The organism is Methylobacillus sp. MM3 (assembly GCF_001645185.1).
Taxonomy (GTDB): Bacteria; Pseudomonadota; Gammaproteobacteria; order Burkholderiales; family Methylophilaceae; genus MM2.
Genome location: NZ_LXTQ01000001.1, coordinates 192,162 through 214,957 on the forward strand (window position 1 = coordinate 192,162; position 22,796 = coordinate 214,957).

The window sequence follows — 22,796 nt, forward strand, 5'->3', positions numbered from 1 at the left end:
AGGAAACGGCAATGCCACTAAGACTGCTTAAATACGCAATGAGCCGGGAACACCCGGCGCCGCGTTTTTTCCGGGCCTGTGAAACGCCCAAGAAAAGTTACGATGCTGTGATTATTGGCGGGGGCGGTCATGGGTTAGCCGCAGCGTATTACCTCGCTCGTGATCACGGCATCACCAATGTCGCAGTGCTGGAGCGCGGTTACATCGGCGGCGGCAACACCGGCCGCAACACCACGATCGTTCGCTCCAACTACCTCACACCCGAAGGCGTGAATTTCTACAACGCCAGCGTCAAGCTTTTCGAAGATCTCTCGCAGGATCTCGACCTCAATCTCTTCTACTCGACCCGCGGTCACTTCACTCTCGCCCATACCGAATCCGCCATGCGCACCATGCGCTGGCGTGCAGAGGTAAACAAGCATGTCGGCGTGGAAAGCTATGTCGTCGGTCCGGATGAAATCTCCAAGGCCTGCCCGCAACTGGATATCAGCTGCAGCGGACAGGCGCCCATCCTCGGCGCGCTGTATCACGCACCGGGCTCGGTAGCGCGTCACGATGCGGTCGCCTGGGGTTACGCGCGCGGTGCTGACCATATGGGCGTGGAAATTTTCCAGAGTACCGAAGTCACCGGTATCGATGTGCAAGGCGGCAAGGTCAAGGGCGTGCAGACCAATCGCGGTTACATCTCCACTAATAAGGTATTGTCAGCCGTAGCCGGGTTCACTCCCCGCGTGTGCAAGATGGTGGACGTCCAGACGCCGATCATCATCCAGCCGCTTCAGGCATGCGTCAGCGAGCCAATGAAACCCTGGCTGGATACCATCCTGGTTTCAGGCAGCCTGCACGTGTATGTCAGCCAGTCCTCCCGCGGTGAACTGGTGATGGGCTCATCGCTCGATCCGTATGAAGTCCACTCGACGCGCTCGTCGCTGGATTTCGTCGAGGGACTGACGACGCATATCCTGGATATGTTCCCCTTCCTTTCCAACGTCAAGGTAGTGCGGCAGTGGGCCGGCATGGCCGATATCACGCCCGACTTCGCGCCCATCATGGGCAAGACGCCGGTGGAAGGTTTCTACCTCGATGCCGGCTGGGGAACCTGGGGCTTCAAGGCCACGCCGATCAGCGGCAAGACCATGGCCGAGACGATCGCCAATGATCGCGCGCCGGATCTGATCAATTCCTTCCGCCTGTCGCGTTTCGAAGAATACGAGCTGACCGGGGAAAAGGGTGCCGCTTCGGTCGGTCACTAAGCAAGGGATACAGCCATGAAATTACTGAAATGTCCGATGAATGGAGTCCGCCCGCTGAGCGAGTTCGTGTTCGGCGGCGAAGTTCGCGAAATGCCGGATCCGAACACCTGTAGCGACAAGGAGTGGGCAACTTACGTGCACCATCGCAACGGTGCGCCTGGAATGAAAAAAGAGTGGTGGTACCACGGCCCCAGCGGCACCTGGTTCATCGCCGAAAGAAACACAATGACCGACGAGGTGGCGCGTACCTACCTTTACGGCCAGGAGGACAAGCAATGAGCATGCGGTTACCGAAACAACCCGGCGAGTGGATCAATCGCAGCAAACCGGTCAAGTTCACCTTCGAAGGCAATACCTATGAAGGCTTCGAGGGCGACAGCATCAGCAGCGCGCTGTGGTCCAACAACGAGCGCGTGCTCGGCCGCAGCTTCAAGTATCACCGCCCGCGCGGCGTGCTGACTCTCGCCAACCATGACATCAACGTCATGGTTACCGACGGCGTGGATACCAATATGCGCGGCGACGTGGTGGCCCTGAAGAACAACATGCAGCTGATGGCGGTGAACACCGACGGCGGCGTGAAGCACGACAAGAACCGCTACATCGACAAGATGGCCAAGATTCTGCCGGTCGGCTTTTACTACAAGGCATTCCATACCCCGCGCAAGCTCTTTCCCTTCTGGGAGAACATCATCCGCAAGGCGGCGGGCCTGGGCGTGGTCAATTTCAATTACCCGCGCATCCTCAAGCGCAAGATCAATCGTCATTGCGACCTGCTGGTAATCGGTGCCGGGCCTGCCGGCCTGACGGCGGCAATTGTCGCCGCACGCTGCGGGCTTGAAGTCGTCATCGTCGATGAAAACGCGCAGCCGGGCGGCAGCCTGACATACGACCGCGCAGGCTCCACGGAAGCTGCGACGCAATTGCAGGAACTGATGCTGCAACTGCAGAAGCAGCCGAACATCACGCTGATCGCCGGCGCTTACGCGGCAGGCTACTACAACGATCATCTGATCCCCATTGTCGGCGCCGACGGCATTACCAAAGTGCGCGCCAAGGCTGTGATCGTCGCCAGCGGCGTGTTCGAGCAACCTCCGGTGTTCCGCAACAATGACTTGCCGGGCGTGATGATGGGCTCGGCCGCGCAGCGCCTGATCCATCGTTATGCGGTGAAGCCTTTCAACAACGGCGTTGTCGTTACTGCCAACAGCCACGGCTACCGCGTTGCGCTGGATCTGCTGCAGGCCGGCTGTAAAGTGGCCGCCCTTGTCGATATGCGCGCCAGCGGCGAGCCGGGCGCACTGGCCACCGAAGTGGCGCGCAAGGGGATTCCGGTACGCAAGGGCAGCTGCGTTTATGAAGTGCAGCCAGCCTCCGGCAACCTGGGCGTCAAAGGCGTGGTGATTTGCGCCTACAACGAAACCGCCAGCACTGCCGATCCTTCCACGGCGGAAACCATCGAGTGCGATGGCGTTGCGATGAGCGCCGGATGGGCGCCGGCTGCCGCGCTGCTGTATCAGGCCGGTACAGCCATGCGCTACGACGAAACCTTGCATCAATTCGTCCCGGCACGTCTGCCCAACGGTGTTTTCGCTGCAGGCAAGGTCAACGGGGTTTACGGACTCGAAGAACGCATGCATGACGGCGCCCGTGCCGTTTCAGACGTGCTGCGCCATCTCGGCAAGGATAGCCCGAGTGTCGATGTTGCATCGCACGACGGCCCTGCGCCCAGCCATCCTTATCCGATCGTGCCGCACCCGGATGCCAAGAACTTCGTCGATTTCGATGAAGACTTGCAGGTCAAGGACTTTATCAATGCCGCCAAGGAAGGCTTCGACAACATCGAGTTGATGAAGCGCTTTACCACCGTCGGCATGGGCCCCAGCCAGGGCAAGCATTCCAACATGAATGCCATCCGTATTCTGGCCAGGATCCGCAGCTTGCCGGTCGACAAGATCGGGACCACCACAGCGCGGCCGTTTTTCCATCCGACACCGATCGGTCACCTCGGCGGCCGCGGATTCCATCCGCATCGCCTGACCTCCATCCATGGCTGGCACAAGGCAGCGGGTGCGGTGTTCAGTGAAGGCGGTGTCTGGGTACGTCCGGCTTACTACGCCGTACCCGGCAAGGCAGCGAGCGAGGTCGTGCAGGATGAAGCGATGGCCGTGCGCCTCTCGGCGGGCATGATAGACGCCGGTACCCTGGGCAAGATCGAGGTCTGCGGACCGGACGCTTCGCAGTTCCTGGAGCGCTTCTACAGCGGAAGTTTCGCCAGCCAGAAGGTCGGTGACATGCGCTTCGCACTGCTGCTCGACGAATCCGGCGTGGTGGTCGACGACGGCGTGGCAGCACGGCTGGGCGACGAGAAATTCTATGTCTCCACCAACACCGCCAATGCGGCCACGGTGTACCGCGAAATGCAGCGCTGGCTGCAGCGCTGGCAACTGAATGTCGGCCTGATCAACGTAACCGGTGCCTTTGGCGCGATCAACCTGGCCGGGCCGAATTCTCGCAGCATTCTGGCGAAGCTGACGGCACTCGACATCTCGGACAAGGCTTTCCCGGCCTCTCAGGTTCGCGAGGCGGAAGTTGCAGGGGTTCCGGCACGCATCCTGCGCGTGAACTTCGTCTCCGATCTGGCATTCGAGATCCACATTCCGGCTGCGCAGGCCCGCCATGTGTGGGAAGCGCTGGTGGAAGCGGGGAAAGACGAAGGCTTGCGGCCGTTCGGCACAGATGCGCAGCGTCTGTTGCGTCTGGAGATGGGCAATCATCTGGTGAGCCACGATACCGACGGCCTCACGAATCCTTACGAGATCGGCGCCGAATGGGCACTCAAGATGGGCAAGGCCTTCTTCGTCGGTCAACGCAGTCTCAAGATCATCGCCAAGCGGCCGGTCACGAAGCGCCTGGTGCCTTTCGTACTGGATGCGAACTACAGCGGAGAAATGCCGCAGGAATGCAATCTGGTGATCGACGATGACGGCGAGATCAGGGGCCGCGCCACCAGCGTCGCCTTCAGCCGCTCGGTCGGTCGCGTCATCGGGTTCGCTTACGTCGATCCGGACAGCACTTCTCCGGGCTCCGAGTTCCGCATTCGCACCGATGGCGGCGCGATGGTCAAGGCAACGGTCGTGAAAACGCCGTTCATCAAGAGCCACAAAGGAGATCAGGAATGAGTACGGTAACCCGCCAAACACCGCTTGCTTATGCGCAGCAAAGGCTGGCGCCCAAGATGACGGTGCTGAACGGCATGGAAGTCGCTATCGAATACACCAGTGCCGAACTTGAGCACAAGCGCAAGGCCACTCTGGGCATTTGCGATGTGAGCTGCTTCCCGCGTTTTGGCGTGAAGGGGCTGAATGTGGTGCAGTGGCTGAAGGAAAAGAAAGTGGAGATTCCGCCGCAGGCAAACTCCTGGGTGAAGCAGGGCGACACCCTGGTGCTGCGATTGGGCCTCAACGAATTCCTGCTGGAAGACCAGCTCGATGGCCAGGCTTGCGCAGCGCTCTGCGACGCGACTCAGCCGAAGGCCTACGGTCTTTACAAGGTGCAGCGCAACGATACCGCGCTGATCCTCAGCGGCAGCCACGTGCAAGAACTCTTTTCGGAAGTGTGCGCGATCGATCTGCGTGACGCGGCGCTTCTTCCCAACACGGTTGTAATGACGCAGATGGCTGGCATTTCGGTCACCCTTCTGCGCCAGGAATTCAATGGCGAGAACGTTTATCGCCTGTGGTGCGACGGCACGTACGGACCTTATATCTGGGACACGCTGCTGGAAATTGCGGAGGAACTGGGCGGCGGCGCCGTCGGCCTCTCTTGCCACTACAAGGAAATGCTTTGACACGCTGTATCTAATTTTTAGGGAGATATGATGAAAACGTTGGCGGAAGCAAAGAAGTTCCTGAAAGAAAATAACGTCAAGTACGTGCTGGCCCAGTTTGTCGATATTCATGGCGTAGCCAAGGTCAAGTCGGTGCCGGCCGAACATTTTGAGGATATTCTCAAGAATGGTGCGGGTTTTGCCGGCGGCGCCATCTGCGGCATGGGCATTACCCCAAACGGCCCGGACTATATGGCCAAAGGCGATCTGTCGACGCTGAGCCTGATGCCCTGGCAGCCCGGTTATGCCAAGATCATCTGCGACGGTCATGTCCTCGGCAAGCCCTATGACTTCGACCCGCGCGTGGTACTGAAGAAGCAAGTGGAGCGCCTCAAGGAAAAGGGCTGGATCATGTACACCGGCCTCGAACCTGAGTTCTCCTTGCTGAAAAAGGACGAAAACGGTCACATCCACCCGTTCGACGAGTCCGATACCCTGCAAAAACCCTGCTATGACTACAAGGGCATCACCCGCCAGAGCGCTTTCCTGGAAAAGCTGACGGAATCCCTGATTGCTGTCGGTCTGGATGTATATCAGATCGACCACGAGGACGCCAACGGCCAGTTCGAGATCAACTACACCTACGCCGACTGCCTGAAGAGCGCCGACGACTACATCATGTTCAAGATGGCAGCGAGCGAGATTGCCAACGAGATGGGCATGATCTGTTCCTACATGCCCAAGCCATTCAGCAATCGCCCGGGCAACGGCATGCACCTGCATATTTCCATCGGTGACGGCAAACAGAGCCTGTTCCATGACGATAACGATCCGACCGGCCACGGCCTGACCAAGCTCGCCTACCACTTCATGGCTGGCTTGCTGGCACACGCCCCGGCGATCTGTGCCTTGGCCGCTCCGACCGTGAATTCCTACAAGCGCCTGGTGGTCGGCCGTTCGCTGACCGGCGCCACCTGGGCTCCGGCGTATATCACCTACGGCAACAACAACCGTTCCACCATGGTGCGGATTCCCTACGGCCGCATCGAAATGCGTCTGCCGGATGGTGCCTGCAACCCCTATCTAGCCACTGCCGCCATCATCGCCGCAGGACTGGATGGCGTGGAACGCAAACTGGATCCGGGCCAAGGCCATGAAACCAACCTGTACGACCTCAGCCCGGCCGAACTGGCAGAGAAGGGGATCGAGATCCTGCCGCAGAACCTGCACGAAGCCCTGAAGGCACTGGAAGCAGACCAGGTGGTACGCGATGCACTGGGCGAAGGCCTGACGGAAGAGTTCCTGAAGCTGAAGCACATGGAATGGGTGGAATACATGCGTCATGTATCCGATTGGGAAATTAATCGATATGTCGAATTTTATTGAGATCGCCTGATAACAGGTTTTAGAAGGAGTTAATCATGTGTGGAATTGTTGGTTTACTGGTGAAGAACCAGAAAATGCGTGCCGATATCGGCAAGCTGATGCTGCCGATGCTGATCGGCATGACCGAACGCGGCCCGGACTCGGCTGGCCTTGCGATCTTCGGCGCCCCGGTGGCGGACGACGAACGCAAGTTCTGCCTGTACACCCCGGATGTGGTCTTTGACTGGCAGAAACTGGAGCGCGATTTCGCCGCTCATTTCGGCACCAAGGACAAGGTCGAGCAGAACGCCAATCACGTCATCCTGAAAACGACGGTGGCATCCGACTCGGTCAAGGCTTGGCTGAAGGAAGCCTACCCGCGCCTGAGCCTGCTGTGCGTCGGCCAGCTGATGGACATGTACAAGGACACCGGAACGCCGGCGCAAGTGGCCGCACGTTACGGCTTCCAGAACCTGTCCGGCAGCCATCTGGTGGGCCATACCCGCATGGCGACCGAGTCTGCCGTGACCCCGGCACACGCCCACCCGTTTACCGCAGGTGAAGACTGGTGCCTGGTACACAACGGCTCCCTGTCCAACCCCAACAGCATCCGCCGCATGCTGGAACATGAAGGCATCGGCTTCGAGACCGACAACGACACCGAAGCGGCCTGCCGTTTCCTGGAATGGCGCATGCGCGAAGGCGACGACCTGAAGACCGCACTGAACAAGGGTTTCGACGAACTGGACGGCTTCTTCACACTGTTGATGGGCACCAAGGACCAGCTCGCGCTGGTACGCGATCCCTTCGCCTGCAAGCCGGCCATCGTGGCCGAGCACGACGACTACGTGGCGATTGCTTCCGAGTACCGCTCGCTGGCGCACCTGCCGGATGTGAAGAACGCCAATCTTTACGAACCGATGCCTGAGGAACTTTACATATGGAAAGTCTAGACCTTCACAAGATCTCCGTGCGGGAACTCAACCAGTACCTGCACAAGGAACTGCCGAACAAGAACGGCGTGAAAAAGCTGGAGATCCTCAATCCGGACGGCATGCACAGCATTGCCGCCGGGATGGATGCCCCGGTCGATATCGACATCAAGGGCCATGGCGGCTACTACGTCGGCGGGATGAACAAGCACGCCAATATCACGGTGCACGGCAACGTGGGCTGGGGTGTCGCGGAAAACATGATGTCCGGCACGGTGCGCGTCAAGGGCTTCGCGTCCTCTGCTGCCGGTGCCACCGGTCGCGGCGGCACGCTGATCATCGAGGGTGACACCAGCCTACGCTGCGGCATCTCGATGAAGGGCATCGACATCGTCGTCGGCGGCAGCATCGGCAACTTCTCCGGCTTCATGGCGCAAGCCGGCCGCATGGTGATCTGCGGCGATGCTGGCGATGGCCTGGGCGACTCCATGTACGAGGCAGTGTTCTACGTGCGCGGCAAGATCAAGTCGCTGGGCGCGGATGCGCAGGAAGAGCCGATGACGGACGCCGATTACGCGGCGGTCAAGGAGCTGCTGGGCCGCGCCGGTTTCAAGCACGACCCGAAGGAATTCAAGCGGGTGGCTGGCGCCAAGAAACTCTATAACTGGAACGCGGACGCGAACCAGGAATACTGATACAGGGATACGAATCATGACCAAAAAATTAGTACTGGAAGAAAGCGCTGGCTTTGACCAGAAAGTGATCGAGTACGTGCACCGCGCTTCGGCGACGGGGCTGTACGAGATTCGCGGCATGGGCGCCAAGCGCCACCTGCCGTCCTTCGACGACCTCGTGTTCCTGGCCGGTTCCGCCTCGCGCTACCCGCTGGAAGGCTACCGCGAAAAGTGCACCACCACCACCGTGCTGGGCACCCGTTTCGCGAAGAAGCCGATCGAACTGGCGATCCCGATCACCATTGCCGGCATGAGCTTCGGCGCACTGTCTGGCCGCGTCAAGGAAGCCCTGGGCCGCGCTGCGACCGAGATGGGCACCTCGACCACCACCGGCGACGGCGGCATGACGCCCGAAGAACGCCAGTCCTCCAAGACACTGGTGTACCAGTGCCTGCCTTCCCGTTACGGTTTCAACCCGGACGACCTGCGCAAGGCTGACGCGATCGAGCTGGTAATCGGCCAAGGCGCCAAGCCGGGCGGCGGCGGCATGTTGCTGGGCCAGAAGGTGACCAAGCGCGTTGCCGGCATGCGCACGCTGCCGATCGGCGTCGACCAGCGCTCCGCCTGTCGTCACCCCGACTGGACCGGCCCGGACGATCTCGCGATCAAGGTGGCAGAGCTGCGTGAAATCACCGACTGGGAAAAGCCGATCTACATCAAGGTGGGCGCCACCCGCACGTTCAATGACGTGAAGCTGGCCGTGCACGCCGGCGCCGACGTGATCGTGGTCGACGGCATGCAGGGCGGCACCGCCGCCACGCAGACCGTGTTTATCGAGCACATCGGCATCCCGACCCTGGCCGCATTGCGCCAGGCGGTGGACGCGCTGGAAGACATGAACATGCGCGGCAAGGTGCAACTGATCGTCTCCGGCGGCATCCGTACCGGTGCTGACGTGGCGAAGGCGCTGGCGATGGGTGCCGACGCCGTGGCCATCGGCCAGGGCATCCTGCTGTCGCTCGGTTGCAACAGCAGCAGCTATCTGCACGAAGGCGCGCACATCGACGCGACCGCCGACTACAACGCGCTGGGCACCGCGCCCGGCTATTGCCACCACTGCCAGACCGGCAAGTGCCCGGTGGGCGTGACCACGCAGGACGAGGAGCTTGAGCTGCGCCTGGAGCCGCTGACCGGTGCCAAGCGCGTCAAGAACTACCTCAAGACGCTCAACATGGAACTCACCACGGTTGCGCGTGCCTGCGGCAAGTCCAACGTGCATCACCTGGAACGCGAAGACCTGGTGGCACTGACGCTTGAAGCTGCAGCCATGGCCAGAATTCCGCTGGCCGGTACTGACTGGATTCCGGGAGTATCCCGGTTCTGATTTGCTACTATCTCCTGTAGCGATCCTCCCCGACGATGAGTCGGACTTTGAAGGGGGCTGTGACATGAACATTAAGCAATGTTTGGGGAAGAGAAGTGATACTCGCGGATTCTTCCCGACAGCCGATGGTTTTACCGGACAGCAATTTCGTCTGGATGGAGCAGCCTCCCTCTTTCTTTCCTTTTTGAGAGCGCGGCTGTTGACGCGTCTCTCTTGCAGGTTGCAAGTAGTTGTTTTAGAAGTAGCAAACCGGCGCCCGCACATGACTTCATGTGCGGGCGTTTTGTTTTTTAAAACATGACCAAGAGGAGAGGTAAATGAAACAAGATTTAAAGTCGCGAATACAACGCATGTTCATGCAGGACTGCGTGATGGCCTGGTTCGATGTGCTGTTGTTGTGGGCGGTTGCTGCGTTCGTGCTGTTCGATACGCTGGAATTCGTCCAGGACGACAATATTCGTACCGTTCTCTATATCGCCTGTGGTGTATTGGTACTTTTCAATACCGCATCCGTCGCCGCCATGACTTCGCATTATGCGGAGGACAAGGATTTCATTTACGGCCTCGATATCAAGCATCTTGATGCCAACCGCGAAGAAGCCGCACGTGTCGCGTTGCAAACCGCACAAGGGAGGGCATGACATGGCAAAACGATACACCCCCAAGAAACAGAGCGGCATCGGTCAATTCATCGACAGCATTTTCATTCTCATACTGGTGTATGTCAGCCTCTACATTCCTTTGCTTCTGAAGTCGGAAGGAACCGAAGAGGCCGCGGCCGGAGAAGCGGCGAAGCCCACCTGGGCATCGCTCGATGTGACGCCGGTTGTCCAGCAGCAATGGGAAAAGCTGGGCTATGACGCCGAAAAGGCGGCCGGGCTGATCGGCTCCAAGTTCGACTACACGATAGACCCGATGATGCTTCTGATCACCATCGCAGTGATCGTTGGCTACTTCGTGTTCATGGTCAAGATTTCCGACAGGCAGTATCGGGAAGTCATCGCAGAAAAGTTCGGCGAAAAATAATCTAACGCCGCCAATCAGATTGAGGGGACACAAAATGAATTTCTGGCAACTCTTTAGTTATGCCGCATGGGTAATTTCTGCCTTGCTGGTGGCGTGGATGCTGGCCGACATGATCAGCATTTCCAAGCAGTACGACGAAGACTTTCTCATGAGCTCGCGTGAAGGCGCGGATGAGCTTACCGATCAATAAAGCTGCGCGACTATGGAGAAGATAATGAGTTCAAGTGCTGCAAGCGCTGCCGGAGAGCAGCGCATATCGATGTTGAAAGTGTTGAATCCGTTCCACGTCTGGGCATTGGGCGTGGGTATCGTGCTGGTCGGCGAGTTCATGGGCTGGAATTTTTCCGTCGCAAAGGGCGGGGCCTACGGTGCGTTGATTGCCTGCTGGGTCATCGGGTTGCTGTATACCTGTGTTGCGATGATCGATTCCGAAGTGACATCTACCGTCGCCGCTGCCGGAGGTCAGTACACGCAGGCCAAGCATATCATCGGGCCGTTGATGGCATTCAATGTCGGCTTGTATCTGGTCATGGCTTACACCATGCTGGAAGCGGCGGATGCCTTGATCGTGGGCGACCTGATGAAGTCCGGTGCGGAGGCGTTGGGATATGCCGGATTGAACACGCAGCCGTTCGTGGTGCTGACCATCGCCTTCCTGGCGTGGCTGAACTACCGTGGCGTGTTCATGACGCTGACGCTTAACTTCGTCATCACGCTGGTCGCCTTCGCGGCGATTCTGGTGTTGTTCATCGGCGTCGATCCTCTGAACCCGGGTACCGTGCTGAAGCACAAGGAACTGCTGACCGATCTGCCTTACGGCTGGATAGGCGTGGTGGCTTCGCTGCAGTTCGGCATGTGGTATTACCTGGGCATCGAAGGCACCTGCCAGGCGGCGGAAGAAACACGTTCTGCCGCACGTTCGATCCCGCTCGGCACCATGGGCGGCATGATGACGCTGCTGGTCGCAGCCACGCTGACCTGGTACATCTGTACCGGCCTGATGCCGTGGCAATACCTGGGGCAGGCGTATACGCCGCTTTATGACGCGGCATCACTGCTCGGCAACCCGGTATTGCAGGTGCTGCTGTTCGTGGGCACGCTGTTTGCCGCTGTCGCTTCCGCCAACGGCTGCATCAACGACGCATCGCGCGCATGGTTCTCGCTCGGCCGCGACCGCTTCATGCCGGGCTGGTTCGGCGCCATCCACCCGCGTTACCGCACGCCATACCGCGCGATCATCTTCCTGATTCCGATTGCCGTTTCGTTTGCGTTTACCGGGCTGCTGGATCAGGTGATCACGTTCTCCATCCTGTCGGGCCTGCTGGGTTACACCTTCATGTCCATCAACATGGTGAAGTTCCGCAAGAAGTGGCCTCTCGACAGCATCAAGCGCGGGTACGTCCACCCGTTCCACCCGATTCCGGCGATTGTGCTGTTCGTTCTTTGCTCGGCCGTGTATTTCGCCACTTTCCTCGGATATGGCGCATCGCTGCTGGCGATCATGGCGTTCTATATTGCAGCCTCGGTCTGGTTCACGTTCCGCCGCTATCAGTTCGTCAAGCGCGCAGACCAGTTCACGATGCCGTGGCCGCGTCCCAAGGGCTACTAAATAAAAAAGGGAGAACACACCATGAATAGCAAGCTTCTCTGTGCGACAGATGGATCGCACAGCGCCGAAAAGGCGACGGACTATGCCATCGAACTGGCCCGCAAGACCGGGGCGTACCTGACTTTCCTGACGGTCAATCACGTGACCAGCGCGGATATCTCCCGGAGCGTTTTCTGGGATTCCGACATGCTGAACGCGGCGGATGCCCAGTTGCAGGCCGAACTGAAATCCGCCACCGTCAAGGCAAGGGCCGCAGGGCTCAGCAATGTCTCCTGCGCCACGGTGGAAGGGCACAACATCGCCGCCGCGATCATCGCTTTCGCCGAAAGCAACGGGTATGACCATGTCATTACCGGTTCGGTCGGACGCACCGGTGTCGCGCGGATGCTGCTGGGTTCGATTGCGCAGGATGTAATCGTCAAGGCGCACTGTCCGGTCACGGTCGTGCGCTGAAGTTGAAATGAAGCAGGAGAGGCGGGCCGCAAGGCTCGCTTCTCTTCAAACTGGTGATCAAAAAATGCCATTTGCACCTTACGCTCTCGCTGCATTATTCGCCGCCATCCTGTACTGGATGTATCGCTCGCATCATCTCAAGACCATGGCTGGACGTTCACGGCTGTTCGACGAATGCCTGCCCTTGCTGCAAAACCCGGCGCTGACGCATAGCGAAGCGGGGTACGCGCAGCTCGAAGGCACCTATGAAGGCTATCGTATCCGGCTGGCGCTGGAAGAAGACCATCTCACGATGCGCAAGATTCCTTCGCTGTGGCTGCACCTGATCGTGGAAAGCACCGGCGTTTCGACGGAAGGTACGCTGGGCATGCTGGTCAGGCCGCAAAACACCGAATTTTATAGCCCGCTCTGGAACTGGGCTGGCACGGTAGTGCCGCTTGCCGGCTGGCCGGAGTACGCGCTCTACCGTACGCAAGACACGCCGCCGGATCTGCAGCTGATCGATGCCCATGTGCAGAAGATATTCAGCGATGAAAAAGCGAAAGAACTGCTGCTGATGCCACGCGCAGTGCGCCTCACTTATCAGGCCAAGCAGGCCGATCGCGGCGAATACCTGCTTCTGCGGGCCACCGATTTCAATCACGAACCCCTGTCCTCCGCGACCGTGCTCGACTTGCTGCAGCGCAGCATCGGCATACGCCGGGATCTGGAAGGAGCCATCGCATGATGACAACGACTATCAACAAACCCCAACGCGCCCCCATGCACCCGCTCGTGGTGCTGCTCATCGCGCTCGTGCTGCCCGGCGTGGGGCAGGTGATCAACCATGCGCCGACGCGCGGGCTGATGATGCTGTTTTTCATGCTGATGCTGGGCGTCATCACCTACAACATGGCCGGCCCGGAAATTTCCATTGTCGGCAAGTTCGCCGGCGGAATTTTCGTCTACGCCGTTTCGGTCATGGACGCTTACTACTGGGCGCGTTATCGCGCTGAACGCTATCGGTTTTCCGCATGAAGGAAGTCGCGATCTTCCAGTTCTCGCCGACGGAAGGGCCGGGGCATCTGGCTGATTTCCTGGATCGCAAGGGCATCGCCCGGCGGCTGATCCGCATGGATGACGGTGGTGTCGTGCCGGCCAGCAGTACCGATCTTGCCGGGATCGTCATGATGGGCGGCCCCATGAGCGTCAACGACCCGCTACCGTGGATTCCGCCCTTGCTCGCGCTGATCCGGCACGCAGTGGATAACGACGTGCCGCTGCTGGGGCACTGTCTCGGCGGCCAGTTTATCGCCAAGGCCCTGGGCGGAGAGGTCACAAACAACAAGTGCAGGGAAATGGGCTGGCACGCGGTCGACGTGGTGGGTGGCGCGAGTGCCGTGCCGTGGTTCGGCGACGTGCAAGACTTCACGACCTTTCAATGGCATTACCAGACCTTCAGCATTCCGCCCGGCGCGGTTCGGGTGCTGCGCAACGAGTATTGCGAGAACCAGGCGTTCGCATTGGGGCCGCACATTGGTTTCCAGTGCCATATCGAAATGACCGCGGAAATGGTGAAAACCTGGTGTGCCAGCAGCGCGGAAGAAATCGCTGCTGCCGGCGGCACGCCTTCGGTGCAATCCGTTGCGGAGGTCCTGAACGATCTGGACGCGCGCGTGGGCCGCCTGAACCGGCTGGCTGACAACGTCTACACGCACTGGGTCAATGGATTAAAAAAGGATTAAAAAAATAATGCAGTTCCATATCAAAACATTTCGCATGAAAATCCTGCTCGCAGCCGCGGCGATCACCCTCGTCGGCTATGCCAGCCTGGTGGCCTTCACGACCAGCTCGCGTGCGACCGAGGCGCGGGAGAACGGGACCAGGATCGCGCAGCAGATTGCGAAGGAAGAAGCACAGAAAATCTCCAAGCGGCTTTCGTTGGCGATGTCGGTAGGCCAGGACACCGGCTATGCCATCCTCGGGCTCAAGCAGGGCGGGCTTGAAAATCGGGCGCAGATCAATCAGATGCTGGCCGGGACATTGCGCGAACACGGTGAAATACTGGGCCTTTACACGGGTTGGGAGGCCAATGCCTTCGACGGCAAGGACGCGGATTACGCCAACCGCACGGATCTCGGCGCGGATGCTTCCGGGCGCTTCACCCCCTATTGGCATTACGACGGCGACAAAGTGGTGATCGAACCGCTGGTCGATTATGACAAGGAGGGGGCGGGCGACTACTACCTGCTGCCGAAGAAAACCGGCAAGCCGGTATTGATCGACCCCTATGTCTACACCGTGTCCGGGGTGCCGACGCTGATGACGTCATTGGTCACGCCCATGATCGCAAACGGCAAATTCGTCGGGATCAGCGGCGTCGATATTGGCCTGAAAAATTTTCAGACCGAACTCGCCAAGATACGGCCGTTCGATGTCGGGTTTCTCAAGTTGTATTCCAGCTCCGGAACCTACATCGCATTGCCGGACAGCACCAGGATAGGCAAGGCGGCCACGTCTGCCGAACTGCCGGCGACGGCGCGCAAGGCGTTGGTGGCTGGTAATTCATTTCAGTATGTCGAGAATGGCATCGGCCATTTTCTTGAGCCGGTTTGGGTCGGCGGTGTGGACGTGCCGTGGATGCTGGAGGTGACGGTGCCGATTGCGACCTTGCTGCAGGGTTCGGTTATCGCGCGCAACCAGTCCCTGATGATCGGCTTCGTCAGCCTGGCACTGATGTTCGGCGTGATGTTTTTGCTGTTGAATGTGCTGACCAGGCCGATCCGTCACATGCGCGATGCGATGTGCAATCTGGCCGGCGGCAGCGGCGACCTGAGCAGCCAGCTCACGGTCGACAGCGCAGACGAGATCGGCGAAACGGCCCGGGCATTCAACGAGTTCATCGGCAAGCTGCGCCGCATGTTCTTGGACGTTCGCCAGGAAATCGAGCAACTGAGCAACGGAATCAACCAGTTGGCCGGCGTGACCCGCGGCCTGGCGGAGGATACCCGCCGGAATACCGACATTTCCAGCGAAAATGCGGCCACGCTCGAACAGCTGACGACGAGCATCGCGCATGTGGCGGACAGTGCCAGGAGCGCCGACGGCATGAGCCGTGAAGCCGGCGAACGTTCTACCGCCAGCGTGGCCACCGTGCTGCACGCGACCGACATGGTGGCCAAGGTGTCTGTCGACATGGAGGCATTGAGCACCACGATGCGAGGCCTGGCGCACCGTTCGGTCGAAATTCAGAGCATCGTGGGCGTGATCAAGGAAATTTCCGATCAGACCAATCTACTCGCGCTCAATGCGGCGATCGAAGCGGCGCGGGCGGGCGAGGTGGGCCGGGGGTTTGCCGTGGTTGCGGATGAAGTGCGCAAGCTGGCGGAACGAACCGCCAAGGCGACGGTACAGATCGGCGAAATGATCGAAGGCGTGCATCAGGATACCGAGCGCGCGGTGAGCAATATGCAGGCGGCCGGCGATGCCGTGAGCAGCAGCGTACAGCAGTCGGGCGAGGCGGCGGTCGAGATCCGCAAGATGCAGGAAATGCTGCAGAACGTGGTGGTCATGATGGCCGAGATCGCGAGTGCGACCACCGAACAGTCGGTCGCGGCGTCGCAGATGGCGCAATCCGTGGAAAGCGTCGATCACATGGCGCAGGCGACCAACCAGTCGATGCACGATGCCTCGCTGACGATCCAGCAGCTGGACCAGCGAGCCGCCCATTTACTGGCGATCGTGGGGCAGTTCAAGCTGTGAGCGCGCTGCTGCGCGGATCGGAAGCACGGGCAGCAGAATGAAAATGGGCTCCGGCGGCGGCGTGGCCGGAGTCTTCTAATCATTTGGGAGTAATCCCTAATTGGAATTGAGCGGCGTTACCCTGCGTTCGATAATGGCACCAAGTTTGATGATTGCTGCATGTAGTCATCTGGCTTATCTCCTCTCTCCCCCGAATGGCGGGATTTGGAAGGGGGTCGGGTCGAATTCTAGAAAGCCGGGCGCTATTGAATGTTGACAACTCTCGGCCTGCACGACCCCCTTCATTTTTTTGTGTGGAGAGTAGGCGAACGGTATGTCATGGGCAATGACCACAGTTTTACTGAAAGGCGAACTTTATGAATCTTCCCATCGATTTCCCCGTGACAGCGGTAGAAGACGTCCAGAACACGCCTGACTTGCGCAGGCTGGCCATCGATCAGGTCGGCATCAAGGGCATCCGCCACCCCATCCGCATCCCCGATCAGACGGGCGCCGAACAACACACCATCGCGACCATCAACATGTACGTATATCTGCCCGAGCATTTCAAGGGCACGCACATGTCGCGCTTCATCGAGATACTGAACCTGAACGAGCGCGCGCTCTCGATCGGAAACTTCCGGACAATACTGGAAGAAATGGCGGAGCGGCTTGAGACCAACTCCGGCCATATCGAGATGCAATTCCCGTTTTTCGTGAACAAGTCGGCGCCGGTGTCTGGCGTGCAGAGCCTGATGGATTACGAAGTCAGCCTCATCGGCGACATCCGTGACGGCGAATGCGCCATTACCCTGAAATTGCTCGTGCCGGTGACCAGCCTGTGCCCGTGCTCCAAGAAGATTTCACAGTACGGCGCGCATAACCAGCGCTCGCATGTCACGATTACCGCCCGCATCAATGAATCCATCACCCTCGAGGACCTGATCCGCGTGGTGGAGGAAGAGGCCTCGAGCGAGCTCTACGGGCTGCTGAAGCGCCCGGACGAGAAGTTCGTCACCGAATATGCCTACGACAATCCCAAGTTTGTCGAGGACATGGTGCGCGATGTGGCGGCCAAGCTGAGCGCCGATCCGCGCATCGACCGCTACTCGGTGGAGTGCGAGAACTTCGAGTCCATCCATAATCATTCCGCCTATGCGGTCATTCATGGCGGAAACCAATCATGAACGACCTCAATCATGCCTTTCTGGCGCAGGATCAGGAGCACCAGTTCGGGATCAGCCCCATTACCGACATCATCAATGACATCCGCACGGGCCGCATGGTGGTGCTCGTGGACGAGGAAGACCGCGAGAACGAAGGCGACCTGGTGATCGCCGCCGAATTCGTGACGCACGAGCATATCAACTTCATGGCCATGCACGGGCGCGGCCTGATCTGCCTGACGCTGACCGAGTCGCGCTGCAAGCAGCTCAATCTCTCGCGCATGGTAGAGCGCAACGGCACGCGCCTTGGCACCAATTTCACCGCTTCCATCGAGGCCGCGCGGGGGGTCACGACAGGCATTTCCGCCGCCGACCGGGCGGTCACGATACAGGCGGCAGTCAAGGCCGATGCGAAGGCGAGCGACATCGTGAGTCCGGGACATGTGTTCCCGCTGATCGCACAGAACGACGGCGTGCTTGTTCGTGCCGGGCACACCGAAGCCGGGTGCGACCTGGCGCGCATGGCCGGGTTGGAGCCTGCCTCCGTCATCTGCGAGATTCTCAATGAAGACGGCAGCATGGCGCGCTTGCCAGACCTGCGCCGGTTCGCGGCCGAGCACGGCCTGAAGATCGGCACCATCGCCGACTTGATCCGCTATCGCAGCCAGACCGAAACCCTGGTCGAACGTGCTGCCGAGCGCAGCATCCAGACGCCTTACGGCGAATTCCGCCTGGTGGCCTACCGCGACCGTACCGCCGACGAAACGCATCTGGCTTTGGTCAAGGGCGATCCCGCTATGACGCGCGACACCCTGGTGCGCGTGCACGAGCCGGTGTCGGTGCTGGATTTGCTGGACTGCGAGAACCGTTCGCACGCGTGGAGCGTGCCGCGCGCGATGGAAGCCATTCAGCAAGCCGAAGCAGGGGTGATCGTGCTGCTGCGGCGGCCGGAAGACGAAGCCAACCTGATCGAGCGCATCCGCATGCCGGAAGAGCCCTTCCGCAGCCGCCACACCCTGCGCGATTACGGCATCGGCGCACAGATACTGCGCGATCTCGGCGTGACCGGAATGCGCCTGTTGGCAGTGCCGAGAAAAATCCCCAGCATGGCGGGATTCGGCCTCGAAATACTCGAATTCATCGACTGCTGATACTCAACGCTGCATAACAAGAAGAGTTAACTCACATGGTTGACTATGCCCTGAATCAGGCGATTGCCCAGCACCACGAGCGAAACCAGCGCTGGGGCTTCACGTGGGCCATCTGGACGGCCATTCTCTGGGGCGCCTGGTATGTGCCGGGAACCGCGCTGTGGTACGAGCATCCCTATGTCGATATCGCAGCCGACAATCAGTCGCTGCGGCTCGCCGCAACGGCGGTGATGACGTGGGTCCACGCGATCACCGTGCTGCTCTTCCTGCTGCTGTGGAATGGCGTGCTGGGCAAGGTGCGCGATTACGGGCGCACCATGGTGCGCTTCCGCAAGATTTCCAAGTGGTACGCGCTCGCCTCGCTGTGCGGCGGCCCGATGGCGATTTTCGGCTCCTACATGGCGATGGGTTTCGTCGGGCCGGTGTTCGCCGCGATCACCTCGCTGTTCTACCCGGTGGTCGGCGCGGTCATCGCCACGCTCTGGTACAAGGAAAAAATCTCGCGCCGTGCCGCTATCGGCATGGCCATCATCATCATGGGCGGGGTCGTCATTTACGGGCCGGGACTGTTCGGCGAGATGGATATCACCCAAAACAACGCCTGGCTGGGTTATCTCGGCGGCATCCTGTCGGCGATCGGCTGGGGCGCGGAAGGCGCCGTGGCGGCACGGGCGATGGATGTGACCGACCCGGATGTCGGCATCCAGTGCCGTTTCAGCTTCGAAGTACTGTTCTGGGGCGTGTTGATCCTGCCGGTGCTGGCGCTTTTTACCGACCTGCCCATCGTGTCGCTGATCGTCAGCACCGTGACCGAAAGCAAGGCGATGCTGTGGATCGTGCTGGCGGCCGCATGTCATGCCTATTGCTACACGGCGTTCTACAAAAGCTTCAGTCTGATCGGCGTCGGACGCGGCGAAGCCGTCGGTAATCTGTATGCGGTGTTCGCGCTGATCTTCATCGCCGCCTTTACGCTGCAACTGCCGCAATGGTATTTCCTGGTAGGGCTGGTGCTCACGGTGCTGGGCAGCCTCGTGATGTTTGCCGAACCTGCGGAGTCGGTGGCCCAGTTGCGTAATATCGGTCCTGTGGAGGAGGGGGCATGAAACTGCATCAGAAGGGTTTTCTGCTGGTGGAAATCAGCAAGGTGAGAAGCATCTGGGACAGCGAACTGATCGCCAAGGCGCTGAAAGAATATGGGCTGACCGGCAGCTACTGGGTCAACAGCCTGTGCGTGGCGCTGGACGAGCTGGCCGCGGCCGGCCTTATCGTGCGCGTCGGCAGCAAGCTGGACGACGGCAAGCAACTCGCCCCCGGCCGTTTGCTGTTCAACTGGCGCCTGTCGGAGTTCGGCCGCTCGCGCATGCGCGACACCGGGTTGCTAAACTACCCATGAAAGGAACAAACGCATGAGTGAATTCTGGGGGTATCCTTATGCCGACATGCTGGCGGTAGTGGTGATCGGCGGATTCAGCGCGGCTTGCCTGTTTTGCGCAAGAGCGTTCGTCAAGAACTCCTGATGCCGGGCGAGGCCGGATGAACTAGAATCCCGCTTCCATCGCCAAATTTTGCTCCGCTCCCGCCGCTTGCGAGGGAGCATTTTTTTGTAACTGCCACAGGGACATCATGGACTGGATCATTCTCTTCATCGCCGGACTTTTCGAAACTGTCTGGGCCATCGGCCTCAAATATACCGACGGCTTCACCCGCCTGTGGCCCAGCGTGGGAACGCTGGTCGCCATGATCATCAGCGTGGTGCTGCTGGCCTATGCAATGAAGTCGCTGCCAGTCGGCACCGCCTACGCCGTGTGGACCGGCATCGGCGCGGTGGGCACGGTGATCCTCGGCATCGTCCTGTTCAGCGAGCCGGTGAATTTCGGGCGGGTGCTGTCGATTGCGCTGATTATTGCGGGAATTGTGGGGCTCAAGTTTGTGAGCCACTAATGTGGGCAAAGGCAAATGAGCCTGTTCGCTCCAGTTATTCCACCAGTCCAACGCCGGCACGCATAGCCGCTGATCGCAAGGCTTCGTCGTTGGCTGCAATTGGGAGCTTCATTCGAATGGCGAGTTCCAGGTACGCCGCGTCATAACTGCTCAATCCGAATCTGGTTGCAAGCTGCAAATTAGCGGCAGCATTGGCCGGTGCATAGTCTACTACCAGCGGTAATCCTTCAACCAATTCGATGATTTCTACGGTGCGTGCCTTGTCTATTTTCCCGGCCAGGGTAGCCTTGCGCAGAATGTTGGAGAACTCCAATACCCAGAGGCCAGGGACATGCGCTGTATCGTTGGCGAGCATGTCGAGTACGCGGTCGCTGTAGTCTGTGGCTTGGTTTTCAAAATACCAGCCCACTACGACTGAGTTATCTACCACAAAGGCCATTAATCCCTGCCTTCTTCGATCAATTCGCGCAGATTCAAACCTTCCAGGGTGGATTTATGCCTGGTGGATTTGATGCGGGCAATCAGCCCGGAAATGTCCGGCTTTACCTGAGGATGGTCGGGTACGATGCGAGCAATCGGCACGCCGCGCCGGGTGATGGTAATTTCCTCCCCGGCTTCTACCTGATCGAGCAGGGCGGAGAGGTTGGCTTTAACTTCATAGACTGCCAAGGTTTTCATGAGATTCCCCAGTTGGTTAACCAACTCAAAATCGAATGATACACCCCAGGGCCGGCGGCTGTCGAAAGTTACAAAAGGCTTCATCAAACAGGTTTAATTTCAAGGCCTAGACCTTGAGCAGGCCGCGAAACCCTCTGGCAGCGTAGTAGGATTCAGCGCCGTTGTGATAGACGAATACCTGGCCATAGCGACGGTCGCAGAAGAGGGCGCCCCCCAGCTTTCGTATGCTGGAAGGCGTTTGCACCCAGCTTGAAGTCTTCCTGTCGAATTCACCCAGCTTTTGCAATGTTCGATATTGTTCTTCAGTCAGCAGCTCAATCCCCATCGAAGCAGCCATTTCGACGGCACTACCGCCCGGTTTGTTTTCTTTTCGTGACGCCAGGGCATCCCCGTCATAACAAAGGCTGCGTCGGCCAATTGGACTTTCAGGCGAACAATCACAAAAAGTGAACTCGCCGGTCTGTTGATCATAACCAATGACATCCGGCTCGCCACCTGTACGTTCCATTTCATGGAGTGTCTGGAGCTTTTTTGCATCAGCTTCCAGTTTCGCTTGAACGGCGCTCCACTCAAGTCCTTTATGACGGCCCATGTTCTTCTCGAACCGGTTCTTGAGTGCTCTGATCATATCGGCATGTAACGTAGGGTTAGGTTTCATTTACATATCCTCTCTCCATGGCAACAGCTTGATTCTCGAAAATTGCCATTGCGGTACTCATGCGCTTGAATCCCATCTTCTTGTAGAACGCTTCTTTGCCGGGCACCGAGTAGAGAATGATCTTCTTGTGCCCGCTGGAGAGCTCCACAAGTTTGGCAACGATCTGCTTGCCGAGGCCAAGACCTTGATGGCTGGGAAGTAGCGCTACGTCGCAGATATATGAGCAGTCGACTCCATCAGCAAGTGCCCTCCCAACACCAACAAGCTTTCCGTCTTCGTAGACGAAACATTTGAACATGCTGTTCGTGAATGCGGTTTTCAGACTTCCCGGATTTTTATTTCCGAGAGGCGCGGCATCATAAAGGGCAGAGAGCTCATTCCAGTCGAGAGCGTCGATTGAATGCGACCAAACTAGCGGCACGGAGTACTCCTACGGAATAAATGGGTCGGGGCAATTTTCGATAGGTTTTTACAGCAGATTTTAAATGACTCTGACCCCCATTTGTTCCAGACGATGGGGCGCTTCTTTGTAATGTTCAAGACGAAAGAGCGACAAAGTTGCGACAGTGAAGTACCAAATGATGGTGGTCTTCAGTTGGCTAAGATCCCAAACTCCGACAATGAAAAGTACATAGATTATGAGTGCGACATATATGCTCATCAGGGTTGTCACTGAAAGGATATGTCGAGAAAGAAACGCCTTAATAAGCGATTTCAATGAACCCTTTATGGGCCTCCGCTTTGGAAGGGCTGTGAAGTAGCCAATGGCCAGAAGCAGCCAAATCAGGATGGCCCACTCGCGGCTATTTAGGATGTCCATGTTTGCTCAGGAAGGCTCTAACAGTGATTAACCAGAGAGTTAAATGGGGTCAAAGCCAATTTACAAAAAATAAATGGGGTCGGAGCCAATTTTTCGATAGGTTTCTACAGCAGATTTTAAATGACTCTGATCCCATT

At 58.8% G+C, this 22,796-nt stretch carries 27 protein-coding genes; 22 read left to right on the forward strand and 5 right to left on the reverse strand.

Annotated features, from left to right (window positions below):
• Positions 1–11: 11 nt before the first annotated feature.
• From A7976_RS00895 to sugE, 22 genes are all read left to right on the forward strand, one after another.
• On the forward strand, positions 12–1,253 hold the full coding sequence (locus tag A7976_RS00895; RefSeq protein WP_067105851.1) for an FAD-dependent oxidoreductase: 1,242 nt from the start codon (positions 12–14) through the stop codon (positions 1,251–1,253).
• Positions 1,254–1,268: 15 nt separating this feature from the next.
• On the forward strand, positions 1,269–1,532 hold the full coding sequence (locus A7976_RS00900; protein WP_067105853.1) for a sarcosine oxidase subunit delta: 264 nt from the start codon (positions 1,269–1,271) through the stop codon (positions 1,530–1,532).
• Complete coding sequence (locus A7976_RS00905; RefSeq protein ID WP_067105855.1) at positions 1,529–4,435, forward strand: 2Fe-2S iron-sulfur cluster-binding protein; 2,907 nt, start codon at positions 1,529–1,531, stop codon at positions 4,433–4,435. Before A7976_RS00900 ends, A7976_RS00905 begins: the two co-directional genes overlap by 4 nt.
• Positions 4,432–5,103 (forward strand): hypothetical protein, encoded by a 672-nt coding sequence (locus tag A7976_RS00910; protein ID WP_067105857.1) that lies wholly within the window; start codon positions 4,432–4,434, stop codon positions 5,101–5,103. The genes A7976_RS00905 and A7976_RS00910 overlap by 4 nt, the downstream gene beginning before the upstream one ends.
• 30 nt (positions 5,104–5,133) lie before the next feature.
• On the forward strand, positions 5,134–6,468 hold the full coding sequence (gene glnT, locus A7976_RS00915; RefSeq protein WP_067105859.1) for a type III glutamate--ammonia ligase: 1,335 nt from the start codon (positions 5,134–5,136) through the stop codon (positions 6,466–6,468).
• A gap of 35 nt (positions 6,469–6,503) precedes the next feature.
• On the forward strand, positions 6,504–7,400 hold the full coding sequence (locus A7976_RS00920; RefSeq protein ID WP_067105861.1) for a glutamine amidotransferase family protein: 897 nt from the start codon (positions 6,504–6,506) through the stop codon (positions 7,398–7,400).
• On the forward strand, positions 7,388–8,074 hold the full coding sequence (locus A7976_RS00925; protein WP_067105862.1) for a protein glxC: 687 nt from the start codon (positions 7,388–7,390) through the stop codon (positions 8,072–8,074). The genes A7976_RS00920 and A7976_RS00925 overlap by 13 nt, the downstream gene beginning before the upstream one ends.
• A gap of 16 nt (positions 8,075–8,090) precedes the next feature.
• Positions 8,091–9,437, forward strand: a complete 1,347-nt coding sequence (locus A7976_RS00930) for an FMN-binding glutamate synthase family protein (RefSeq protein WP_067105865.1) — start codon at positions 8,091–8,093, stop codon at positions 9,435–9,437.
• Between the two features lie 317 nt (positions 9,438–9,754).
• Entirely contained in the window at positions 9,755–10,078 is a 324-nt protein-coding gene (locus tag A7976_RS00935; RefSeq protein ID WP_067105869.1) for a hypothetical protein, read from the forward strand.
• A gap of 1 nt (position 10,079) precedes the next feature.
• On the forward strand, positions 10,080–10,463 hold the full coding sequence (locus tag A7976_RS00940; protein ID WP_067105871.1) for a hypothetical protein: 384 nt from the start codon (positions 10,080–10,082) through the stop codon (positions 10,461–10,463).
• A gap of 34 nt (positions 10,464–10,497) precedes the next feature.
• Positions 10,498–10,653 carry a hypothetical protein gene (locus tag A7976_RS15115; RefSeq protein WP_165601706.1) on the forward strand — a complete coding sequence of 52 codons (156 nt, stop codon included), beginning with the start codon at positions 10,498–10,500 and terminating at the stop codon, positions 10,651–10,653.
• A 24-nt stretch (positions 10,654–10,677) separates the two neighbouring features.
• Positions 10,678–12,072: an APC family permease gene (locus A7976_RS00945; RefSeq protein ID WP_067105873.1), complete on the forward strand. Its 1,395-nt coding sequence runs from the start codon at positions 10,678–10,680 to the stop codon at positions 12,070–12,072.
• A gap of 21 nt (positions 12,073–12,093) precedes the next feature.
• A complete protein-coding gene (locus A7976_RS00950; protein WP_067105875.1) occupies positions 12,094–12,525 on the forward strand; it encodes a universal stress protein in 432 nt (143 codons plus the stop codon).
• Positions 12,526–12,589: 64 nt separating this feature from the next.
• Positions 12,590–13,252, forward strand: coding sequence for a hypothetical protein (locus A7976_RS00955; RefSeq protein WP_067105877.1), 663 nt, complete (start codon positions 12,590–12,592; stop codon positions 13,250–13,252).
• Complete coding sequence (locus tag A7976_RS00960) at positions 13,249–13,542, forward strand: hypothetical protein (protein WP_240483757.1); 294 nt, start codon at positions 13,249–13,251, stop codon at positions 13,540–13,542. Before A7976_RS00955 ends, A7976_RS00960 begins: the two co-directional genes overlap by 4 nt.
• Entirely contained in the window at positions 13,539–14,249 is a 711-nt protein-coding gene (locus tag A7976_RS00965; protein ID WP_067105879.1) for a type 1 glutamine amidotransferase, read from the forward strand. Before A7976_RS00960 ends, A7976_RS00965 begins: the two co-directional genes overlap by 4 nt.
• Positions 14,250–14,256: 7 nt before the next feature.
• The gene (locus A7976_RS00970; RefSeq protein WP_067105882.1) at positions 14,257–16,266 is read left to right on the forward strand and encodes a methyl-accepting chemotaxis protein; all 2,010 of its coding nucleotides are present in this window, start codon (positions 14,257–14,259) and stop codon (positions 16,264–16,266) included.
• 356 nt (positions 16,267–16,622) lie between these two features.
• Positions 16,623–17,432, forward strand: coding sequence for a GTP cyclohydrolase FolE2 (gene folE2, locus A7976_RS00975; RefSeq protein WP_067105884.1), 810 nt, complete (start codon positions 16,623–16,625; stop codon positions 17,430–17,432).
• A complete protein-coding gene (gene ribBA / locus A7976_RS00980) occupies positions 17,429–18,562 on the forward strand; it encodes a bifunctional 3,4-dihydroxy-2-butanone-4-phosphate synthase/GTP cyclohydrolase II (RefSeq protein WP_067105885.1) in 1,134 nt (377 codons plus the stop codon). The genes folE2 and ribBA overlap by 4 nt, the downstream gene beginning before the upstream one ends.
• Before the next feature lie 35 nt (positions 18,563–18,597).
• Complete coding sequence (locus A7976_RS00985; protein ID WP_067105887.1) at positions 18,598–19,665, forward strand: DMT family transporter; 1,068 nt, start codon at positions 18,598–18,600, stop codon at positions 19,663–19,665.
• A complete protein-coding gene (locus A7976_RS00990; RefSeq protein WP_067105889.1) occupies positions 19,662–19,955 on the forward strand; it encodes a hypothetical protein in 294 nt (97 codons plus the stop codon). The genes A7976_RS00985 and A7976_RS00990 overlap by 4 nt, the downstream gene beginning before the upstream one ends.
• A gap of 230 nt (positions 19,956–20,185) precedes the next feature.
• Positions 20,186–20,503 (forward strand): quaternary ammonium compound efflux SMR transporter SugE, encoded by a 318-nt coding sequence (sugE, locus tag A7976_RS00995; RefSeq protein ID WP_067105891.1) that lies wholly within the window; start codon positions 20,186–20,188, stop codon positions 20,501–20,503.
• Positions 20,504–20,537: 34 nt separating this feature from the next.
• Here the strand turns inward: sugE and A7976_RS01000 are convergent, their stop codons facing one another.
• The 5 genes from A7976_RS01000 to A7976_RS01020 all read right to left on the reverse strand — a co-directional run bounded on the left by A7976_RS01000 (position 20,538) and on the right by A7976_RS01020 (position 22,659).
• Positions 20,538–20,942 (reverse strand): type II toxin-antitoxin system VapC family toxin, encoded by a 405-nt coding sequence (locus A7976_RS01000; protein ID WP_067105893.1) that lies wholly within the window; start codon positions 20,940–20,942, stop codon positions 20,538–20,540.
• On the reverse strand, positions 20,942–21,181 hold the full coding sequence (locus A7976_RS01005; protein ID WP_067107217.1) for a type II toxin-antitoxin system Phd/YefM family antitoxin: 240 nt from the start codon (positions 21,179–21,181) through the stop codon (positions 20,942–20,944). Before A7976_RS01005 ends, A7976_RS01000 begins: the two co-directional genes overlap by 1 nt.
• Before the next feature lie 106 nt (positions 21,182–21,287).
• Complete coding sequence (locus A7976_RS01010) at positions 21,288–21,839, reverse strand: DUF4256 domain-containing protein (RefSeq protein ID WP_067105895.1); 552 nt, start codon at positions 21,837–21,839, stop codon at positions 21,288–21,290.
• Entirely contained in the window at positions 21,829–22,260 is a 432-nt protein-coding gene (locus A7976_RS01015) for a GNAT family N-acetyltransferase (RefSeq protein WP_067105897.1), read from the reverse strand. The genes A7976_RS01010 and A7976_RS01015 overlap by 11 nt, the downstream gene beginning before the upstream one ends.
• 60 nt (positions 22,261–22,320) lie before the next feature.
• A complete protein-coding gene (locus A7976_RS01020; RefSeq protein ID WP_067105899.1) occupies positions 22,321–22,659 on the reverse strand; it encodes a hypothetical protein in 339 nt (112 codons plus the stop codon).
• Positions 22,660–22,796 lie beyond the last annotated feature (137 nt).

Excerpts from the sequence above, each read along its gene's own strand:
- A7976_RS00920 (WP_067105861.1), top strand. The coding sequence starts at position 6,504 with ATGTGTGGAATTGTTGGTTTACTGGTGAAGAACCAGAAAATGCGTGCC.
- folE2 (WP_067105884.1), top strand. The coding sequence starts at position 16,623 with ATGAATCTTCCCATCGATTTCCCCGTGACAGCGGTAGAAGACGTCCAG.
- A7976_RS00965 (WP_067105879.1), top strand. The coding sequence starts at position 13,539 with ATGAAGGAAGTCGCGATCTTCCAGTTCTCGCCGACGGAAGGGCCGGGG.
- A7976_RS01005 (WP_067107217.1), bottom strand. The coding sequence starts at position 21,181 with ATGAAAACCTTGGCAGTCTATGAAGTTAAAGCCAACCTCTCCGCCCTG.
- A7976_RS00990 (WP_067105889.1), top strand. The coding sequence starts at position 19,662 with ATGAAACTGCATCAGAAGGGTTTTCTGCTGGTGGAAATCAGCAAGGTG.
- A7976_RS01020 (WP_067105899.1), bottom strand. The coding sequence starts at position 22,659 with ATGGACATCCTAAATAGCCGCGAGTGGGCCATCCTGATTTGGCTGCTT.
- A7976_RS00900 (WP_067105853.1), top strand. The coding sequence starts at position 1,269 with ATGAAATTACTGAAATGTCCGATGAATGGAGTCCGCCCGCTGAGCGAG.
- ribBA (WP_067105885.1), top strand. The coding sequence starts at position 17,429 with ATGAACGACCTCAATCATGCCTTTCTGGCGCAGGATCAGGAGCACCAG.
- A7976_RS00930 (WP_067105865.1), top strand. The coding sequence starts at position 8,091 with ATGACCAAAAAATTAGTACTGGAAGAAAGCGCTGGCTTTGACCAGAAA.
- A7976_RS00910 (WP_067105857.1), top strand. The coding sequence starts at position 4,432 with ATGAGTACGGTAACCCGCCAAACACCGCTTGCTTATGCGCAGCAAAGG.
- A7976_RS15115 (WP_165601706.1), top strand. The coding sequence starts at position 10,498 with ATGAATTTCTGGCAACTCTTTAGTTATGCCGCATGGGTAATTTCTGCC.
- A7976_RS00950 (WP_067105875.1), top strand. The coding sequence starts at position 12,094 with ATGAATAGCAAGCTTCTCTGTGCGACAGATGGATCGCACAGCGCCGAA.
- A7976_RS01010 (WP_067105895.1), bottom strand. The coding sequence starts at position 21,839 with ATGAAACCTAACCCTACGTTACATGCCGATATGATCAGAGCACTCAAG.
- A7976_RS00945 (WP_067105873.1), top strand. The coding sequence starts at position 10,678 with ATGAGTTCAAGTGCTGCAAGCGCTGCCGGAGAGCAGCGCATATCGATG.
- A7976_RS00935 (WP_067105869.1), top strand. The coding sequence starts at position 9,755 with ATGAAACAAGATTTAAAGTCGCGAATACAACGCATGTTCATGCAGGAC.
- glnT (WP_067105859.1), top strand. The coding sequence starts at position 5,134 with ATGAAAACGTTGGCGGAAGCAAAGAAGTTCCTGAAAGAAAATAACGTC.
- A7976_RS00960 (WP_240483757.1), top strand. The coding sequence starts at position 13,249 with ATGATGACAACGACTATCAACAAACCCCAACGCGCCCCCATGCACCCG.
- A7976_RS00905 (WP_067105855.1), top strand. The coding sequence starts at position 1,529 with ATGAGCATGCGGTTACCGAAACAACCCGGCGAGTGGATCAATCGCAGC.
- A7976_RS00985 (WP_067105887.1), top strand. The coding sequence starts at position 18,598 with ATGGTTGACTATGCCCTGAATCAGGCGATTGCCCAGCACCACGAGCGA.
- A7976_RS00955 (WP_067105877.1), top strand. The coding sequence starts at position 12,590 with ATGCCATTTGCACCTTACGCTCTCGCTGCATTATTCGCCGCCATCCTG.
- A7976_RS00940 (WP_067105871.1), top strand. The coding sequence starts at position 10,080 with ATGGCAAAACGATACACCCCCAAGAAACAGAGCGGCATCGGTCAATTC.
- A7976_RS01000 (WP_067105893.1), bottom strand. The coding sequence starts at position 20,942 with ATGGCCTTTGTGGTAGATAACTCAGTCGTAGTGGGCTGGTATTTTGAA.
- A7976_RS00970 (WP_067105882.1), top strand. The coding sequence starts at position 14,257 with ATGCAGTTCCATATCAAAACATTTCGCATGAAAATCCTGCTCGCAGCC.
- A7976_RS00895 (WP_067105851.1), top strand. The coding sequence starts at position 12 with ATGCCACTAAGACTGCTTAAATACGCAATGAGCCGGGAACACCCGGCG.
- sugE (WP_067105891.1), top strand. The coding sequence starts at position 20,186 with ATGGACTGGATCATTCTCTTCATCGCCGGACTTTTCGAAACTGTCTGG.
- A7976_RS00925 (WP_067105862.1), top strand. The coding sequence starts at position 7,388 with ATGGAAAGTCTAGACCTTCACAAGATCTCCGTGCGGGAACTCAACCAG.